At 44.1% G+C, this 15,690-nt stretch carries 23 protein-coding genes and 6 tRNA genes; 6 read left to right on the top strand and 23 right to left on the bottom strand.

Annotated elements, in window-relative coordinates; all coding sequences use genetic code 11:
• Positions 1 to 132 precede the first annotated feature (132 nt).
• The 15 genes from IM753_RS03415 to IM753_RS03345 all read right to left on the bottom strand — a co-directional run bounded on the left by IM753_RS03415 (position 133) and on the right by IM753_RS03345 (position 5,594).
• Positions 133 to 432 (bottom strand): hypothetical protein, encoded by a 300-nt coding sequence (locus tag IM753_RS03415; RefSeq protein ID WP_194108680.1) that lies wholly within the window; start codon positions 430 to 432, stop codon positions 133 to 135.
• On the bottom strand, positions 419 to 955 hold the full coding sequence (locus tag IM753_RS03410) for a DUF551 domain-containing protein (RefSeq protein WP_194108679.1): 537 nt from the start codon (positions 953 to 955) through the stop codon (positions 419 to 421). Before IM753_RS03410 ends, IM753_RS03415 begins: the two co-directional genes overlap by 14 nt.
• Before the next feature lie 40 nt (positions 956 to 995).
• On the bottom strand, positions 996 to 1,268 hold the full coding sequence (locus IM753_RS03405) for a hypothetical protein (RefSeq protein ID WP_194108678.1): 273 nt from the start codon (positions 1,266 to 1,268) through the stop codon (positions 996 to 998).
• Positions 1,269 to 1,445: a hypothetical protein gene (locus IM753_RS03400; protein ID WP_194108677.1), complete on the bottom strand. Its 177-nt coding sequence runs from the start codon at positions 1,443 to 1,445 to the stop codon at positions 1,269 to 1,271.
• Complete coding sequence (locus IM753_RS03395) at positions 1,429 to 1,812, bottom strand: hypothetical protein (protein WP_194108676.1); 384 nt, start codon at positions 1,810 to 1,812, stop codon at positions 1,429 to 1,431. Before IM753_RS03395 ends, IM753_RS03400 begins: the two co-directional genes overlap by 17 nt.
• 68 nt (positions 1,813 to 1,880) lie before the next feature.
• Positions 1,881 to 2,390: a single-stranded DNA-binding protein gene (locus tag IM753_RS03390; RefSeq protein ID WP_194108675.1), complete on the bottom strand. Its 510-nt coding sequence runs from the start codon at positions 2,388 to 2,390 to the stop codon at positions 1,881 to 1,883.
• Positions 2,391 to 2,657: 267 nt separating this feature from the next.
• The gene (locus IM753_RS03380) at positions 2,658 to 2,945 is read right to left on the bottom strand and encodes a hypothetical protein (protein ID WP_062498419.1); all 288 of its coding nucleotides are present in this window, start codon (positions 2,943 to 2,945) and stop codon (positions 2,658 to 2,660) included.
• A 3-nt stretch (positions 2,946 to 2,948) separates the two neighbouring features.
• Positions 2,949 to 3,170, bottom strand: a complete 222-nt coding sequence (locus IM753_RS03375) for a hypothetical protein (RefSeq protein ID WP_194108673.1) — start codon at positions 3,168 to 3,170, stop codon at positions 2,949 to 2,951.
• Positions 3,154 to 3,546, bottom strand: a complete 393-nt coding sequence (locus IM753_RS03370) for a zinc-finger-containing protein (RefSeq protein ID WP_194108672.1) — start codon at positions 3,544 to 3,546, stop codon at positions 3,154 to 3,156. The genes IM753_RS03375 and IM753_RS03370 overlap by 17 nt, the downstream gene beginning before the upstream one ends.
• A 51-nt stretch (positions 3,547 to 3,597) precedes the next feature.
• A complete protein-coding gene (locus tag IM753_RS03365; RefSeq protein WP_227713062.1) occupies positions 3,598 to 4,224 on the bottom strand; it encodes a hypothetical protein in 627 nt (208 codons plus the stop codon).
• A 10-nt stretch (positions 4,225 to 4,234) separates the two neighbouring features.
• On the bottom strand, positions 4,235 to 4,741 hold the full coding sequence (locus tag IM753_RS03360) for a siphovirus Gp157 family protein (protein ID WP_194108671.1): 507 nt from the start codon (positions 4,739 to 4,741) through the stop codon (positions 4,235 to 4,237).
• Between the two features lie 28 nt (positions 4,742 to 4,769).
• Positions 4,770 to 4,904 (bottom strand): hypothetical protein, encoded by a 135-nt coding sequence (locus tag IM753_RS13215; protein WP_255518628.1) that lies wholly within the window; start codon positions 4,902 to 4,904, stop codon positions 4,770 to 4,772.
• Positions 4,894 to 5,079, bottom strand: coding sequence for a hypothetical protein (locus tag IM753_RS03355; protein ID WP_194108670.1), 186 nt, complete (start codon positions 5,077 to 5,079; stop codon positions 4,894 to 4,896). Before IM753_RS03355 ends, IM753_RS13215 begins: the two co-directional genes overlap by 11 nt.
• Complete coding sequence (locus IM753_RS03350; protein WP_194108669.1) at positions 5,076 to 5,264, bottom strand: hypothetical protein; 189 nt, start codon at positions 5,262 to 5,264, stop codon at positions 5,076 to 5,078. Before IM753_RS03350 ends, IM753_RS03355 begins: the two co-directional genes overlap by 4 nt.
• Before the next feature lie 9 nt (positions 5,265 to 5,273).
• Complete coding sequence (locus tag IM753_RS03345; protein ID WP_194108668.1) at positions 5,274 to 5,594, bottom strand: hypothetical protein; 321 nt, start codon at positions 5,592 to 5,594, stop codon at positions 5,274 to 5,276.
• A gap of 291 nt (positions 5,595 to 5,885) precedes the next feature.
• On the opposite strand from IM753_RS03345, the gene IM753_RS03340 reads away from it, so the two are divergent.
• From IM753_RS03340 to IM753_RS03315, 6 genes are all read left to right on the top strand, one after another.
• Positions 5,886 to 5,958 (top strand) — tRNA-Met (locus IM753_RS03340).
• An 8-nt stretch (positions 5,959 to 5,966) separates the two neighbouring features.
• Positions 5,967 to 6,050 (top strand) — tRNA-OTHER (locus IM753_RS03335).
• A 212-nt stretch (positions 6,051 to 6,262) separates the two neighbouring features.
• Positions 6,263 to 6,349: transfer RNA gene (locus tag IM753_RS03330), tRNA-Tyr, on the top strand.
• A gap of 1 nt (position 6,350) precedes the next feature.
• Positions 6,351 to 6,426 (top strand) — tRNA-Thr (locus IM753_RS03325).
• A gap of 1 nt (position 6,427) precedes the next feature.
• Positions 6,428 to 6,501 (top strand) — tRNA-Ile (locus IM753_RS03320).
• A 5-nt stretch (positions 6,502 to 6,506) separates the two neighbouring features.
• Positions 6,507 to 6,581 (top strand) — tRNA-Cys (locus tag IM753_RS03315).
• A 75-nt stretch (positions 6,582 to 6,656) separates the two neighbouring features.
• Here IM753_RS03315 and IM753_RS03310 read toward each other — a convergent pair.
• The 8 genes from IM753_RS03310 to IM753_RS03275 form a co-directional block, all read right to left on the bottom strand.
• Positions 6,657 to 6,959: a hypothetical protein gene (locus IM753_RS03310; protein ID WP_194108667.1), complete on the bottom strand. Its 303-nt coding sequence runs from the start codon at positions 6,957 to 6,959 to the stop codon at positions 6,657 to 6,659.
• Complete coding sequence (locus IM753_RS03305; protein WP_194108666.1) at positions 6,952 to 7,329, bottom strand: hypothetical protein; 378 nt, start codon at positions 7,327 to 7,329, stop codon at positions 6,952 to 6,954. Before IM753_RS03305 ends, IM753_RS03310 begins: the two co-directional genes overlap by 8 nt.
• Positions 7,330 to 7,392: 63 nt before the next feature.
• Positions 7,393 to 9,504, bottom strand: coding sequence for a hypothetical protein (locus IM753_RS03300; RefSeq protein ID WP_194108665.1), 2,112 nt, complete (start codon positions 9,502 to 9,504; stop codon positions 7,393 to 7,395).
• Complete coding sequence (locus IM753_RS03295) at positions 9,504 to 10,715, bottom strand: hypothetical protein (RefSeq protein ID WP_194108664.1); 1,212 nt, start codon at positions 10,713 to 10,715, stop codon at positions 9,504 to 9,506. The genes IM753_RS03300 and IM753_RS03295 overlap by 1 nt, the downstream gene beginning before the upstream one ends.
• The gene (locus IM753_RS03290; protein WP_194108663.1) at positions 10,708 to 13,305 is read right to left on the bottom strand and encodes a hypothetical protein; all 2,598 of its coding nucleotides are present in this window, start codon (positions 13,303 to 13,305) and stop codon (positions 10,708 to 10,710) included. The genes IM753_RS03295 and IM753_RS03290 overlap by 8 nt, the downstream gene beginning before the upstream one ends.
• A gap of 1 nt (position 13,306) precedes the next feature.
• Entirely contained in the window at positions 13,307 to 13,807 is a 501-nt protein-coding gene (locus IM753_RS03285; RefSeq protein WP_194108662.1) for a hypothetical protein, read from the bottom strand.
• A gap of 166 nt (positions 13,808 to 13,973) precedes the next feature.
• Entirely contained in the window at positions 13,974 to 14,330 is a 357-nt protein-coding gene (locus IM753_RS03280; RefSeq protein ID WP_194108661.1) for a hypothetical protein, read from the bottom strand.
• An 11-nt stretch (positions 14,331 to 14,341) separates the two neighbouring features.
• Entirely contained in the window at positions 14,342 to 15,682 is a 1,341-nt protein-coding gene (locus tag IM753_RS03275) for a hypothetical protein (protein WP_194108660.1), read from the bottom strand.
• Positions 15,683 to 15,690 lie beyond the last annotated feature (8 nt).

Genomic DNA, 15,690 nt, shown 5'->3' with positions numbered 1-15,690 from the left:
ATGAATAAAATCAAGGTTTTAAGAGATTGAGACCTTGATTTTTTTGTGTTTAAAAATAACCAAAAATAAAATAATAACCATATAATAACCAACATTCAAATAAAAAGCCCAAGCATAAACTTGGGCTTTTTTTTACTCGCCTAACAATTGCCTGATGTCTTTAACCGCCCAAAAGGGCTTACCGTTAATCATGCGTGTTTGGATAGGTCCATTGCTTTGGCTGTGCCAATTTCTCAAAGTGGCAGGTTTGTAACCTAGCATACTGCTTGCCATGATGTGATTAACGTGTGATACACCAGCGTGTATGGCGGTGTGTAGTAGCTTAATGCCGTCATACTGCAATACATCATAAGCATATCTTAATAATTCATGCCCACGCTTGTTTGACTTGTTTAGGTCGCTGATATTGATGTCTGTTTCAATGGTTGTCATTCATTCGCTCCTTTGGCGATTGTGGCATGGGTTGCCAAAATTTAACTTCGTTAATTCTATAGTCATTAAAGCCTCGCTCTTGGGCAAAATAACGATTTTCTCTAACATTGACAGTACAACTTATAAAAACATTGATATATTCACAATCATTACAAATCGTTGCATAATATACAGTATCAATCAATCCGCTCTTTAATTGAACCAAATAAAAGTTTTTGGGTTCAAAATTATCGTCAAGATAATTGATTTCCTGTTCTGGATTAGGCAAATCATCATCAACGCTTATCCAGCCATTATTTGTTTCGTTGAGCAAGATACTTTCTTGCTCTTTCATTTCGTCATAACTGACGAACGAAACATTAACACAACGTGCTGATTTACCGTCAATGTAGCTACATAGCCACGGCTTATCAGTCTTTCTCATTCCCCGAGCTTGCATTTCTGCGATTTCTGCTCTGGTAAATTGATGTGCGTTATCAAGATTAGCAGTATAGCCTTGGCGACCCTTAGCCCACCAGTTCATGTAGTTGCCGTGGTAGTAACTAGCATCTTGCAAATAATATTTAGGATTGTTCATAATCCACCCCCAAAACTTTACCAAATTTATCAATCTCAATAATATTCACTTCAATGCCCTGTGCGATAAGCATATCTTTTGCAAAATTATTCGCCTGTTCTTTTGTCTCAAAAACTGGAAAAAACCCTAGTCTTTGACTATTTGCTAAGTAAATATTTTGTTCTAACCCCATCACTTCTGTGGTTAGCTGTTTATATAATGCAGTCGCAATAAACATAATCAATCCTACAAAACTGCCAAAGCTGTTGCCAAAAATCATTTAACATCCCTCTCCATTGCCGTCTCCATAGCCATTGCCATTGCCGTCGCCGTCTCCATAGCCATTGCCATTGCCGTCGCCATTGCCGTCGCCATAGTCATTGCCGTCGCCATAGTCATTGCCATAGCCATTGCCGTAGCCATAGTCATTACTAACAGGTTTATTGAGCTTTGACATGGGGGGCACTCTCCAATGAGTTGATAGCAACATCGGTGCAAGGGATAATCTCAATCGCTTCAAGCCATACACTATCTACTGCTTCTACGATTTTTGAGTCGTTGTGTCTGATTCCGTACAATGCACAAGCGGATAGACTAATACCTTCTTTTGCCCACCATTTCCACATTCTGCGGGCATTTTTTATGATGACTTCTGTGCCTGCTTTTTGTTCAAGCTCGCCAAACCACACCCCTGCTGAGTAGGTGCGGATAATGACTTTTTTGCCAAGCATGGCATTTAGTCCGTCTTGCGATGGCGTGCTGTGATTGCCAAGCAAAGCTTGGATTTGTTTGATTTGACCCAAGGTTAGGTTGTCGATGTTCATAGGTTTTACCTTTGTTGCGAAAAAAATTAATTGTTAAAACGGCATGTTATATGCCCCAACTGGGGGCGTTACCACTTTCCCATGTTTTGCTCACCATTTTGGGGCGGAAAGGCAGGGGGTTGCCCTGTTTGATAGTGGGGCGGTTGGAACTCATTGGGAATGCCACCTGTAAAGCCGTTTTGCCCATGTCCCTGTGGGGCGGTGTTTTGCCCCTGTTGTGGATAGCCTTGCTGTTGGTTGTTTTGACCTGACGGTAGCATTTGCATTTGACTGGCTCGCACTTCGGTACTATAACGCTCTATGCCTTGTTGGTCGGTGTATTTGCGAGTGTGCAAACTGCCTTCGATATACACCAAACTGCCCTTATACAGATACTGCCCTGCGATTTCTGCTAGGCGGTTAAACAGACTGACACGATGCCATTCGGTGGCTTCTTTTTGTTCGCCTGTCTGCTTGTCTGTCCAACGCTCACTAGTAGCAATGGACAGATTAGCGACTTGACCGCCATTTTGGAATTGACGGACTTCGGGGTCTTGACCTAAGCGACCCACAATGATGACTTTATTGATACTTGCCATGATTTACTCCTGTTTTGCGTTTATGGCGGTCAATACCGTTAATAGCCATATTAAGTAACGGTAACGATAAGCTAATAATAACCACGAAAATCATATTTTGATTTTGTGTAGGGTGAATTTGACCCAATAACAATAAGAACATGTATACAAAAGATATGATTAACAATAGGATGCCGATATATCCAATGATGATATATTTTTTCATAATTCACTCCGATTGGCTTAATCGGCTCATGCCGTCATGTGGTAGGGTGGTAGGTTCGTTTTTCATTTATTTTCTCCAAAAAAATTAATAAATTGCCATTGGACAACATCGATACCAACAGCATTATCAAAATCCACGCCGTCTTTATCATCGTTCAAGCGTGGGTTGGTTAATTGGTGCCAACAGTGCCAAATTTTGCCATTATTATCTTGATGTATCGTAAATTCAGCTATTGCAACCCGCCCTTTATTGGTTAAGACAACACATGGTTCACTAATAACACCATGCTCCATATTGGGGTATTTTTGCAATTCAATAGTTTCTTTTTCAATATCAAGTGGGTAGCTCATCACTCACTCCGTCACTGTCTCGCCATCGATATAATCGACAATTTTTTTGAGTGTTTTAAGGTTGATAGGTTGAGCATATGACCAACTAATATCTTCGTGCATGAATACCCAGTAAAATTGATTAACTTTACTGATTAATTCGATGAAGCTGTTGTCTAAGTTAAGATTATGGTTAGTCTTGGAAGGACAATAAACCAAATCGCCCACTTTAAATTTTTGTTTCATGATTAAGCTCCAATTCTTGAATGTACTTTAAAACCATCTCAGCTTCTTCTTCACTTGCAATGAGTGCGGTGTGATACTCTTTGCCAATTTTATTACTAAGAATCTTGTAAACTTCGGCTCTTTTGTATCGCCCACTTTGCCAAATCGGGTCAAGGCGAGCATGGATTTGTTGTCTCATCTTTTTAATTTTCGGTGTTGCAATATTGCCGAGTGGTTTCTTGCCATCGCCTGACTTATGACAACCGACAAAATTTTTACAATCATTGCAAATCCAAAAATTTAGGTTATGCAAGTCTTTTCGGTGTAGGTAAACTTCCGCACCAGTAGTGAGTCTTGCTTTTATTATTGACTGACAAGCAGTACAAAAAATATTCATTTCAATGTAACTCCTACGCTGATAAAAATTGCTGTTGTTTCATGATTAAGCTCATACGCTATTCAAAAACCCCCAAAACTCACTTAACTGTGATTTTGGCAAGTCTAACAATTTCAATTTTCTTTGATTTAAGGCATTAGCGACTGTGTTCCTGCCTTGTTCGGACAAGCTATTGATTTTTTCCATTAGGCTATCATAGTCATCTTGACTAATCGGCTCATCAAAGGCTTGGGATAAGTCAGAGACATATTTTGATCCGTCAAAGTTGCCCAAATAAATATCCCCTGCCACACCAACGGCTTTAAATGCTACACTTAGGGCGTCTGTTACCGCCATTTTGTAGCCGTCATCATTGGACTGTAAGCCGTTTTTGTTGCTCTCAATGATTTCCGAGCCACCAATACCGCTAAATTCTTTGCCCCATTCGCCATCAAGTTTTGTTTGTACTGCCACTTCGGCAAAGCACATCACAGAGCCGTTGGGGTGCGGCTCGCTCCAAGTTCTAACAATGCGGTAATTCCAACCATGACCAACCGCCCCAAAGGCTTGTGTCATCGCCATCAACCGCCATTGGGGGTTAATGTCTGATTTGCCCTTTAATTTTCCAAAGCCAATCGGTTTTAAAAATTGGGGCGGTACTTGCTTAACTTTATTCCAAATTTTAAGATTTTCGCACATTGCCTTGCTCCTATTTAATTCTCAAATGCTCGCCTTGCACCAGTGTTACGCCCTTAATCTCGCCACCGTCTTTTAAAAACTTCTTAATGGCGGCGGTATCTGCTTCTACCGTTACTTTTTGAAATTCGGGCGGTAGGTGCTTAGGGTCAATGTCAAGCCGAACGCTTTCGGGAGATTTGTGTATCGCTACCGAACCTGTGGCAAATTCAAATTTCTTTTGTCCGCTTGCTTTTATCGCCATAAGAATGGCATTTTCTAGGCGGTCAAGGCTGTTTGATACTGACTTTCTGCCCTGTTGGAGCTTGGCGATTTCATCCTTGTAGGATTTTTCTTGGGCTTTTTTGTTGAGTGCCACATAGCGGTAGGCTTCTAATTTATCCGCCAAATCGCCTTCAATTAGCCCCAAAAGCTCCTGCACTTCGCTGTCATCGGGCGGTGGTAGCTCGCCATTGTCTAAGCGTTCTTGCAAGCGTTCTAAACGCTCGCTGATGTTTTCTTGGATTTGGTAAAGGTTCATAAAATATTCCTAAAAATTTTAACCAGTATTAAAACGGCAATTCATCAAATGCTTGCCCTGTCTCATACAGATAGCGTTCATACTCGTAGTAGTCGCTCTCCATCTCCGCTTGGATGTCATCTGGCAAGCTGTCCAAAAAGTCTTGATAGTCTCTATCGTTCATCTTTTTTCTCCATCATCTCAATCATGACCTTATCGGCATGGCTGATATAAGTTTCTTGTGCCACACGGCTGTTATCATCTGCCGTATGCTCTGCCCACCCAAAGATACACTGATACACAATAACCACAAGGGCGATATATGCTATCGCCCCACCAATCAAATCTGATTTTTTCATACATACTCCAAATTTACTTCACGGTCTTGATTGTGAGTACGAAAGTCATACCGTGGTTTGCCTGTCATGTCTAGCAAATAAACAATCTTGCCATAAGCTACGGTGTCTCTACGTGTTACCTTAAACACTTCAAAACCACCGATGAAGCGAACCAATCGGCGATTTTTTAAGTCTTTTAATTTCATACCTGCTCCTTAGTAGTATCGGGACGTGTTCTCGCCCCATTTAAAATTGTCATCAAAACAGCCTTGATAAGCATCATAAAACTCATCACAATCAAGGCGTTCTTTTATAATCTCTGCCAGATGATATGGCATGGGGTAGTACTCCCCGTCATCGTCTATGCCCTGTATGTCGGTAATGATGGGGTGGTACTGGTTCCAAAAATACTCACGGGTGTAATCATCATCACACATCCGCTCGCATTCATGCTCTAGGGCAAGCTCTGCCCAGATACATTCATCTAATATGTCTAGTGCGACAACCGCATGGCTTGGGCTGATTTCATCAATCATGATGCTCTCCTACAAGTTAATCCGTGATTGGCAACTGTTAAGTAATGCTGACAAGTTGCCAATGGCTGATTAGCTTGGTTCCGTTATATCGCACGGTTTCCTAACTGCAAACTGTTAAATAGTGTTCAAGTGGTCATCTCGTCTTGATGGGTGTATAATACTCAATTTGAGTATATAAAGCAAGTAAAAATTTACTCATTATTACTTAAATGAGTACTTTTATGATAAAAGGTATATTTCTTATGTTAAACGGTAAAAAAAGAAAAACAAGCCCTGCTATAATATGCACATAGCAGGGTAGAGCAGTTGGTAGCTCGTGTGGCTCATAACCACAAGGTCGGCGGTTCAAGTCCGCCCTTTGCTACTGATTTTGGAGAGTAGCGTACTGGGTACAAAGCGGTCTTGAAAACCGTGCCAGCGGAAACGCTGAGGGTTCGACTCCTTTACTCTCCGCCAAATTGTAAAAGACGTAGGTTTCTGCATTCAACCTGTTGTGACTCGTAGTGAGAGAGATTGTGATTGTTCGTTGTAGCTACCGAACTAACAAACCAACATAAAAATGCAGATTTCGGATAGTAAACCTTACAAGGTAAGGCGACACCTGCTAAGTGTTTGGCTCGTTAATAGCGAGTATGGTGCAAGTCCATTGCTGTCCGCCAATTTATTTAGGGTGTGTAGGAAAATTGGTAACCCCATCGGGCTGTAAACCCGACGCCCACCATAGCTTGTTGGTTCAAGTCCAACCGCACCCACCAAGCTGTCATAGCTCAATAGGCAGAGCAACCGCCTTGTAAGCGGTAGGTTGTAAGTGCAAGTCTTACTGACAGCACCATAGTTCCGTAGTTCAATGGTAGAACACCGCCCTGATAAGGCGACAATATAGGTTCAATTCCTGTCGGAACTACCATCTGTGTACCGTTGGCAGAGTAGTTATGCAACAGATTGCAAACCTGTTTTAGATAGGTGCAAATCCTATACGGTACTCCACATTCTAGGGTCTATTCTTGGCTTATGCCTACCCCCTAGTAAAACCCCCAAGCCGTTTAGGTTTGGGGGTTTGTCTTAGGATTTTTTAAAGCGTTGTCTAAGCCGTAGGCAATGCTTTTGCACTCTAAGTAGCGTGCCAAGCCAATAAACAAATATCAGCACACGGCTCACCATTTCTATGCCTGTGATGACAGGGTCATCGATACTGGCATACAACAGCACGCTCCACCCCATTGTCCCCACTGCCACCAGCCACGCATCTGCCGTTGGCGTTTTTGCCCCCTTATGAAAGGCGTTTAGGTGTTTGATAAAGGTATAAGCTCCCACCCCAAAGCCCACTAAGCACATCAGGGCATTAAATAGCACCACATCACTCATCACGCTCCCCCTTTTTACTCCACGGAACGAATTTATCTTGGGCGGATTTATAAAGCTCGTTTTGCCGTTTTTGGTCAGAGATAAACACCAAAAAACCCGTCATAATGGGCGTGCTACACACCGAGCCAAAGAACGACCAAAAGGCAAGGTTCACAGGCGGTGGTTCAGCTTGACCATTGATTATCATGGCAATCGCCACACCCGTTACTGTGCCAATGAGTGGTTTTGAGATAAAGGGGTAGGACAGTCTGCCGTCTATATCGCCTATTCTAATAAAGGCGGTAGCCATACCGCCCAAAAAGGCAAAGACCCATACCCCCGCCCATGACGGGATAAATGGGGCGTGTAGCCCCTGTAATGATTCAATCATATCAACTCCTAGTTTTGCCCCCATTGTATCGCCCCACCCCTTATATGCCCAACCTTGTAGGGGTTAGTAGCTATAATTATGACTGGTACTGGTGCTTTCGCTCTTGCTTACACTGTTACTTGCTGAGCCACTTGCCGAGATACTCGCTGAGATATGCCCTGCACTCATCGCCCCCGCCGCCAGCTGTGCAGCATAACCGCCCACCGCTTTGGCACTCTCTAAGGCGATTTGGGCTTTGGTTTGGGCGTTTTTCATCAGGGCTTCGTACTGCTTCATCTGCATTTCACTGTGGGCGATGTTGGTGCGTGTCTGCATGTCCGTCCACTTAGACTGTGTTTCTAGCCCTGTTACCTGCATTTGGATTTTGCTTCGCCATGCGTCCACACTTGCCCTAAACGTCTCGGTATGGTTTTGCACGGCAGACAGATTGGCTTGTAGATTGGCTTTATAGCCGTCAAGCTCCGCTCCGTATTTGGACAGATAGGCTTTGGCGATGTCGGTTTTGATTTGGATTTGTTTTAGCCCCAAATCCCCCTGCGACTGATACGCTCTTAGCCGTTCGGCATATGCTTTGACCTGAGTGTCATAGATTTGCACTTTGGCAAGCTCGCCCTTGACGATACTGTCATAGGCATCTAGCTTGCGGTTTTCGCTCTCCACTTGTGTTTTATAAGCGTCCATTTGGGTGGCATAGATTTGGGCGTGGGTTTTGCCAATGTCCGCCTTGACGTTTTCGCCGTCTAGTCGTGTTTTGTACAGTTCAAATTTGAGTTTTTCGCCATTTAATGCTTCGCCATAGGCTTGCAGGTCGGTGCGGTAGGCTTCTATTTGGGTTTTAATGGCGTCCATTTTGACCCCTGCCCCTTGCATGAGTGTTTTGAATACTTCGGCATTCATCTGCACGCCTTGTAGCTTGGCTTTATAGATTTCTAGCAGTTGCCCGTTTAACTGCCCTATGGCACTTTGAGCGTCTATTTTTGCCTTAAAAATGGTCAGTTTGGATAACACTGCTTCTAGTTTTGCCTTATAAATATCTACCGTATGGTGGTAGCTGTCGTTATTAGCGTTAAACACTTGGATATGATAGTCCAGCAACTTAAACTCGGCTTCAGCATTGTATCTTGCCACATCAAACATTCTTTTGACCATATTATCAAAGATGTTAAAGGTGTGCTGTTCGAGTGCTAAGCCCTGCGTGATGGCAAACCTAAGCTGTTCCATTTGCTCCTTTGTCGCATTGACAAATATCTCAGCATTGAGTTCTGATACTTTGATATTTTCATCATCTAAGATTGCACTGATTTGCTTGTCTAGCACGCCAGACGGCAGACTAAACCCACGACTCGCCCACCGTGTTGTTACCTCTTGCATGGCTCGCTTGGTCTCTCTTGCTAGTCGTTCACGAGGCTTGTTAAACAAGGCATTAACCACCCCATCAGGCAACCCAAAATGACCGATTTTGGTAGGGTCTAGCATATTTTTGGCGGCAGTCAGGAGCTTATCGTACAGCTCCGACTGGTATTCTTGTTCGTCCCACCAGTCGTGATTGAACGTGAATTTGGCAGGGTCTAGTTGCCTTGCCACCGTCTCGTCCCATTCGGGCAGTATCGGCTCGTCCCATTCAGGCACGCTGATGTCAAATAACTGTGCCATCTGGGGCAAGCTCATGTCAGGCGGTGTCGGTAGCTCGATGTCGGTATTGACATTGGGGCGTGTCGGTAGGTTAATGCGGTCAATGACAGGCGTTGGTGGTAGATTGACCGCCATATCAAAGGACGGCTTAGCAGGTACGCCTATCTCTTTGAGTGTTGGAGCATTGGGGATATTAAGCAGGGGGTCATGCGGTGCGTTTGGCATATCGCCTAGGCTAATATCGATGTCATCTAGCCCTTGTAATATGCCGTCTAAGTCATACAACACAGGCATGTCAGGCACAGCCAGCACTTTCTCAACATAACTTGGAGCGTCCGAGATGTCCACCGTGGGGATATCAATCGGCGGTAGGTCTATCGGTGTCGGTGCTGGCACATCGTCTATTTTGATGTTGCCAATGTCCGCCAGTGATTTGGTAAGTGTGGCATTGTATTGGTCAGAGAGTATTTTTAGCTCTTTTAATTTTGTGGTAACAACATCAACCGCTTCGCCCATCACGCTACCATCAGCATAAAATGACATTATAATCTCCTACGTGTTTGTTCAAAATGTATGTTTAGGTCGTGCAATAACGCCTGTTTTGCCGTGATTGCTAGCGTGTAGGCGAACTGCCGTCCATATAGCCCACGCCCAAAGACAAACCGCCCGTTCGTCATCTCATCAGCTCGCTCTTTTGGTAGGGCATAAGTGTAGGCTTGTGCCACACCCTTTTGCGTGGTGTGTACAGTAAGTCTCATTGTGCCATCGGTGCGGTATTCGGTGTAGGCATAGGACGGCTTGATGAGATTTTCGCCATAGTCTAGCTTATCGGTGATGAGTATGGCGGTCATGCTCTCATCTGCCCCATCTAAGCGATAAATACCGTCCTTGCCTTCGCCATACAGTACACCATTGATGACAGCCAGGCGGTTCACGTTGTAGGGATTGTACTGGCTCATGGCTTGATTGACGGTGTTCATCGTCCACGCCATGCCGTCATCGTCATGGATTAGCTCGTCCATGACGGCTATCATGGCTCGCTCGTGTAGGTTGTCCCTAGCCGTCAATTTATCCCATATCTCATCGCCCACCTTGATAGTATCGTCTAGGCTTGACCGCTTGATAAACACTTCACTCACGTCATCGCCCACCACAATCCGTGCAATTAGCTCATTTGTGGCGGTGTTTTTATCAGTTGTCCTATCATCAGCCCTTAGTGTGTCATTTATCTGTTCACGCATGGCGAACATCAGGCGGTCGTGGGTGGTCATATTGTCTGTTAGGCGGTCTTGGATTTGGCGGTTATTGTCCACGCCTGCCGATATGCCAACGGTGTCTATCAGACGGTTTTTTATGGTGTGGGTGTTATTATCCTGCACGCCTACCGTGTCATTTATCGTGTCTGTGGCGATGAGTATTTGCCTAATGTCATCATCAATCCCCACATCATCAGATAGGCTCTCACGATAGATACGGTGTACGCCATCACTTGCCTTGATAATCTCGGTAATAAGTTCACGCCTGATTTTTTTATCTGTGACAGTAGCACTTATCATCAGCTCATCAAAGAACGCCACACCCACGCTATCGCCCATGCCGTCTGTGATATTTATGCTCTCATTTAGGGTGTCTTTGTTGGCACTGCCCAAACGGTCGCTTGTGGCGATACGCTCATCTATCATTATCTTGATTTTGGACGTGGTATCAGCTCGCACCGTGATGACGTCCACCAGGTCATCTCTATAATTACTCATTGATTACTCCGATAAAGTGATGAGCGGTATCATGCCCCACGCTGTTTATAAATTGACTGTTGCCCCACACTTTTCGTTTGCCGTTTACCTGCTCTGATACGTTGCTGTATTCGGTCTCGCCCATTAGGTTTTTGGCAATATCACGATAAAAATACGCCAAGCTACCACCCATCATCATGGGCGAGATTTGAAAATACCAAGAATCAGGGCGGTTGTTGTGTACAAACCATATCTTGTCACCGATGGATAAGTGCATGCGGTATTTGCTGTCAGCATAAGTGCGTGAGCGCTTTTCATAGGTCTCTATCTCTGGGGCTTCGCCGCCCACTGTCACTCCGCCAATGTTTTTTTGTGATGCCTTACGGTCAGTATAGATGGCGAGCCAACTGACATCTTTGTAACCCCCTTCTGATACCCCAAACCAATCCCCGCTATCAGAAAACCATGAATATTTGTCATAATGATAGTCTTCTGATGGGTCATAATTGACATAGACCTTGTCGCCTGTCTTGGGGCTTGGACGACCAATACCGCTTTTACCCCTAAAATGAAATGCAGGGTCATAAGTCCATATGCCATAACTTCTAGGGTCAGGTACCGACCGTCTTTCCATTTTTTCAGAGTAGGAAGTGCTGTCACTACCTTCGCCGTAAGCATAAATGACTGCATTTCTGGCAAAATAAGGAACGCAAATGGCAACAGACAGACTGTAATTTGATATCGAAGTTTTTTCAGTCTTGTAGCTATAATATCTTGCCCTGGTTAATTTTCCCCATTTCCACAAAATCGGTGGGGTGGTAAATGCAGGGTTGCCATAACCCAAATCTTTGCCTGTGATGTCGGTGCGTGTCATGGTATCGCTTACTGCTTGGCGGTCATCCATCTCGCTATGGTAAAAATTACCCATCAATCCGCTGGTTTTGCCATAGGTAATCTCATACCAATTTCCTACAATCATCACGTCTTCAAAGGTACTCTCTTTATCTTGGGTGAATTTCTCGTCATTATAAAAATACTTAACCACCTTTAAATCATCATCGGCATAATAAGCGAACATCACCGTATCACATTTTGGTGCAGGGCTTGGCTTAGGATAGCCATCTAACACACTAAAATCAAAAGACACGCAGCCGTGCAGCATGGGTTCTGGGAATTTAATCTGTGGCTGAAACTCGAATTTATTAGGGTGGTACAATAACCCCTCATAGACCTTTCTGACCTGACCTGTGTGCTTGGCAATGGGTTCAAGGGTGAGATTTTCCCAGTCTTCGGCACTCATGCCAATTTTTTCATATAATTCTACGTCGCTTAGTCGCTTGATTTTATAGTGAATGGCAGCGGTTTTGGCACTGCCCTTTTTAAGGGATTTGTTAAGTTCACTTAAATAAGCATTGAGTTTGTCTTTTTGATGGGCGTTCAATACATCTTGCGGTTTTTTGTTGTTTGTTTGCCTTGGTGCAAGCTTTAAAGAAAGATGGTAGGTGTAGCCCATTGGAATGCCTTGCCCATCATAGTCATAGCAGGTGTTATAACCCTCCGTACCCAGCGAATTAAGCGACCAGCCACAGGCGGTTGAATAGGCGATATGATCATAAAAATCCGCCGTATCGCATACTTTTATAATCACACCTGCTCGCTCCCACGCCTTAAAATCGCTTTCTTTTGTGGGAAAGCTCTCACCACTGGGCAGTCCGCCAAAGGTGTCAAGTATGGAGAGTATCTCGCTATCGCCCACGCTTTCTATCCATTCACGATAAGCGGTTGTTGTGGTTGCAGGTATCATAGGTAGGGGCATGGCATATACCCCCTTGCGACTGATGGACAACAGCCAAGGCTTGTTTTCGTCATCAAACCCCACGCCATGTGTCAGACTGTGTTTATAGTCGTATTGATATTGTCCGTCTTTGGGCGGATAGCCTGTGTAGGCAGGGAGCAGTTTGTCCTTTAATTCATTATCTATGGCTTGTTTGACCTTGTAGGGCAGTTTGATGGTCGCACGCTCCCAATACTTATCAGGCAAGTTTTCCAAATCCTGCCGTCCATAGCCACCCACGATTTGCATGACCTTTGCCATGCTTCCGCTATACCATGTCGGGCGTTGGCGGGTGTATTGAGTATGTTTTTTGGGCGGTGGCGGGTTTGGCTCAAACTCACGCACACGGTTGTGATAGTCGATGACAAACCGCCGAAACTCCATTTGTGTCAGTGGCTTGTAGTTATCTCGATACTCGCCTATCCTACGCTTTGTCCACTCGGTCATGTGCAATATCACGCCTTCATCACGCCCCACGATACTACGCACCACCACACCGCTATACAGCATGGGGATATGACTGTGTGCCATGTAGTCATGTTCATCATCTTGGGGCGTGGGGGCAGGTTTGTTGGCAATGGCACGAAACACACCGCCCATGTCATAGACGATGACCGCCCCACCATCAGGCAGGTCGTACACCAGTTTTAGGCTATCAAGCTCGCCTGTGCGTTTGATGTTGGTTAGCCGTTTGGCGATACTGTCAATGAATGCTAGGTCATCATCGCTCAGCTCACCGCCATACACGGCAAGACCATAGGGACGTTGGGCGTGCATATCACACCGTCAGACTAATCCGATAGCCGATTTCGTACACATCGCCATTTTGGAACGTGCGTGGGGCATTAAACTTAATGGCAGACACCAGCACACCGTCCGTACTGCCTTTATTGGCAGACGTGATTAGCCCTGCACCCTGTACCGTCAGCGTGCTGTCGGTTACGATATTAAACACCGCCGCCGATTTCATACTGTCAATGCTGTTGCTACTGGTGTTCTCAGGTGTCCATTTGGGGCGTGTGGCACTGTTATAGCCCTCACTCATGCTCACAATCTCGCTTGCTGTACTGGCAAAGTTCTGTGCCGTCCAGTTCGCTTGTGGTGTGGCAGACGCACCATATAGAGCGACATAGTAGGCTTGGGGCTTTGGCGTCGTGCCAAATGCCACGTTTAGGATATGAGTCAGCCCTTCATCGGTAACCAGATTATCCGACTTGACCCACTCACCGCCATTGATACGCTCAAAGTACTCGCCTTTGGCTCGGATAGTGTTTTGCATAAAAAAATCCTTACATACAGAATGTAAGGATTATTGTAAGGGGAAATGTTAAGGCGTGCGAACCTTGTGGGGGTTTATTGGTTCATCAGCCCCCGTTGCAGAGCATAAACACACTGTTCGGACTTTTCTAAATAAATAACCCCTTGCTGTCAAGGGGTTATTGGGGTTATTCATCTCTAAAATAATCAATAATCATACAAAATACACAAAACAAACCAAAAGCCAAGATATAACCCAAAAATAAACTGAATGAGCCATTGGCTGTACCAACACCATGCACAATACAGGTAAATGATATGGCGGTAGAACTCAAAAAAAGGTAATAAACCAACCGTTTTTTGCGTATTGCCTTTTGGCGTTTTGTGTAAAGAAATAATGCAATGGCAGAACTTATTGTAAACAGTGGTGCTTTTTCAAATAAATGAAAAAACGCCATCGCAATCACAAAAAACAAAGACAACATTAGGGCATAAAAACCCAAAACATCTGTTTTTGATCGCCCATTGCGATTGTTGTCGCCCATAATATTTCCAGTTAGTAACCACAATCTTGGCGAGTAATATTGTATTTCCCTATTTGATAACCATCGTTTGAGTAATACACATATCTCATCTCTATACCATTTACCAATGTTTGTTTAACTGCTTCGTTTTGGCAGAAATTATCGCCATTTGATACAAATACAGATTGTTTCCTTTTCTGAAAATATTCATCACTCAATAACAACTCATCTTTATTTCGGCTAAACCTAGAAATATAGTTAATCCTACGCATAGCCTTATCTAGCTGAATATCCACAATAAATGTTTCATTATCTACCTTTACGGGTAGGGTTGGTTTTATTTCTGCTATCTCACTCTCCAAGACAGCATATAACTCATCATCACTAACCCTTAAATTCTCAATATCAGAATGACTACCTTCATAACTAGACGCACTCTCTACTTGCTTATTATCGCTCAACGCAGGTAATACGATTGCCGAACCTATACCAATAAATACAACCATAAAACAAGACATAAACAATCGTTTAAATATTGTCTTGTCCTCATCTTCTAACTCATAGGTAAAATAAAACACCCCTGCAAGCAATGGATAAAACCCAAAAATGGCAGTGGCAACCCCCAATATCCCCCACAGGTTGCTGTATTGGAACATGGTATAAATAGATTTAAATACATACCAAATCAAAGCAATGAGCAAAGGCAGGGCTATCAGTCCCAAGACAAATATCATTACTTCTAACATGGTACTTGAAACCGAACCGCCCAAAGCAGGAATACCAAGAATGATAGCCACACACCCAAAAAGCCCCCAAGCCAACCAATCCCAAACCTTAGAATGGCTTTCGCCTTGTTGTTCATCGAGTTCATCATCTACCACCACTCTTTGTTGTTTTGGCGGTGTTTGGCGAATGGGTGTAGGCTCTAGCGGTGCTTGCTCCTTGCTTCTTGATGATGTGTTAGATTGTTGGTACTCTGGTAATGGATATTTTTGCATGGCTTCCATTAAGGATATGCCTTTTTCATTGGCAATCCGTTCATAATAAGCAAGGGCAGTGCGATGTTCTTGTGCCATTTCTTGCATGACATCAATCAGCAGTTTATTCTCGGCAATGGTTCGCATAAGTCCTTTTTTGCCCCACATGGCAACACCGTCAGGCTCTAATATACCGCCATACACTACCCCTTGACCCTGCACCACTTCAATAGCAAAGCCAATGTTATTACCATGTCTTGTCTTTCCCACGCCCAACACCGCCACAGCGTTTGGGTATTTTAAAACCTGTTTTTGGGTGTAGATATTATATTGTACCGATGACGGCAAAATCCCATTATCTATCAACCAAATCTCTGCTTCTTGTATTACGTCCATATGACCTC

Source organism: Moraxella sp. K127 (genome assembly GCF_015223095.1).
GTDB lineage: Bacteria > Pseudomonadota > Gammaproteobacteria > Pseudomonadales > Moraxellaceae > Moraxella.
This window is presented reverse-complemented; position numbering and strand designations above follow the sequence as displayed.

Excerpts from the sequence above, each read along its gene's own strand:
- IM753_RS03415 (WP_194108680.1), bottom strand. The coding sequence starts at position 432 with ATGACAACCATTGAAACAGACATCAATATCAGCGACCTAAACAAGTCA.
- IM753_RS03410 (WP_194108679.1), bottom strand. The coding sequence starts at position 955 with ATGAACTGGTGGGCTAAGGGTCGCCAAGGCTATACTGCTAATCTTGAT.
- IM753_RS03405 (WP_194108678.1), bottom strand. The coding sequence starts at position 1,268 with ATGATTTTTGGCAACAGCTTTGGCAGTTTTGTAGGATTGATTATGTTT.
- IM753_RS03400 (WP_194108677.1), bottom strand. The coding sequence starts at position 1,445 with ATGTCAAAGCTCAATAAACCTGTTAGTAATGACTATGGCTACGGCAAT.
- IM753_RS03395 (WP_194108676.1), bottom strand. The coding sequence starts at position 1,812 with ATGAACATCGACAACCTAACCTTGGGTCAAATCAAACAAATCCAAGCT.
- IM753_RS03390 (WP_194108675.1), bottom strand. The coding sequence starts at position 2,390 with ATGGCAAGTATCAATAAAGTCATCATTGTGGGTCGCTTAGGTCAAGAC.
- IM753_RS03380 (WP_062498419.1), bottom strand. The coding sequence starts at position 2,945 with ATGAGCTACCCACTTGATATTGAAAAAGAAACTATTGAATTGCAAAAA.
- IM753_RS03375 (WP_194108673.1), bottom strand. The coding sequence starts at position 3,170 with ATGAAACAAAAATTTAAAGTGGGCGATTTGGTTTATTGTCCTTCCAAG.
- IM753_RS03370 (WP_194108672.1), bottom strand. The coding sequence starts at position 3,546 with ATGAATATTTTTTGTACTGCTTGTCAGTCAATAATAAAAGCAAGACTC.
- IM753_RS03365 (WP_227713062.1), bottom strand. The coding sequence starts at position 4,224 with ATGTGCGAAAATCTTAAAATTTGGAATAAAGTTAAGCAAGTACCGCCC.
- IM753_RS03360 (WP_194108671.1), bottom strand. The coding sequence starts at position 4,741 with ATGAACCTTTACCAAATCCAAGAAAACATCAGCGAGCGTTTAGAACGC.
- IM753_RS13215 (WP_255518628.1), bottom strand. The coding sequence starts at position 4,904 with ATGAACGATAGAGACTATCAAGACTTTTTGGACAGCTTGCCAGATGAC.
- IM753_RS03355 (WP_194108670.1), bottom strand. The coding sequence starts at position 5,079 with ATGAAAAAATCAGATTTGATTGGTGGGGCGATAGCATATATCGCCCTT.
- IM753_RS03350 (WP_194108669.1), bottom strand. The coding sequence starts at position 5,264 with ATGAAATTAAAAGACTTAAAAAATCGCCGATTGGTTCGCTTCATCGGT.
- IM753_RS03345 (WP_194108668.1), bottom strand. The coding sequence starts at position 5,594 with ATGATTGATGAAATCAGCCCAAGCCATGCGGTTGTCGCACTAGACATA.
- IM753_RS03310 (WP_194108667.1), bottom strand. The coding sequence starts at position 6,959 with ATGAGTGATGTGGTGCTATTTAATGCCCTGATGTGCTTAGTGGGCTTT.
- IM753_RS03305 (WP_194108666.1), bottom strand. The coding sequence starts at position 7,329 with ATGATTGAATCATTACAGGGGCTACACGCCCCATTTATCCCGTCATGG.
- IM753_RS03300 (WP_194108665.1), bottom strand. The coding sequence starts at position 9,504 with ATGTCATTTTATGCTGATGGTAGCGTGATGGGCGAAGCGGTTGATGTT.
- IM753_RS03295 (WP_194108664.1), bottom strand. The coding sequence starts at position 10,715 with ATGAGTAATTATAGAGATGACCTGGTGGACGTCATCACGGTGCGAGCT.
- IM753_RS03290 (WP_194108663.1), bottom strand. The coding sequence starts at position 13,305 with ATGCACGCCCAACGTCCCTATGGTCTTGCCGTGTATGGCGGTGAGCTG.
- IM753_RS03285 (WP_194108662.1), bottom strand. The coding sequence starts at position 13,807 with ATGCAAAACACTATCCGAGCCAAAGGCGAGTACTTTGAGCGTATCAAT.
- IM753_RS03280 (WP_194108661.1), bottom strand. The coding sequence starts at position 14,330 with ATGGGCGACAACAATCGCAATGGGCGATCAAAAACAGATGTTTTGGGT.
- IM753_RS03275 (WP_194108660.1), bottom strand. The coding sequence starts at position 15,682 with ATGGACGTAATACAAGAAGCAGAGATTTGGTTGATAGATAATGGGATT.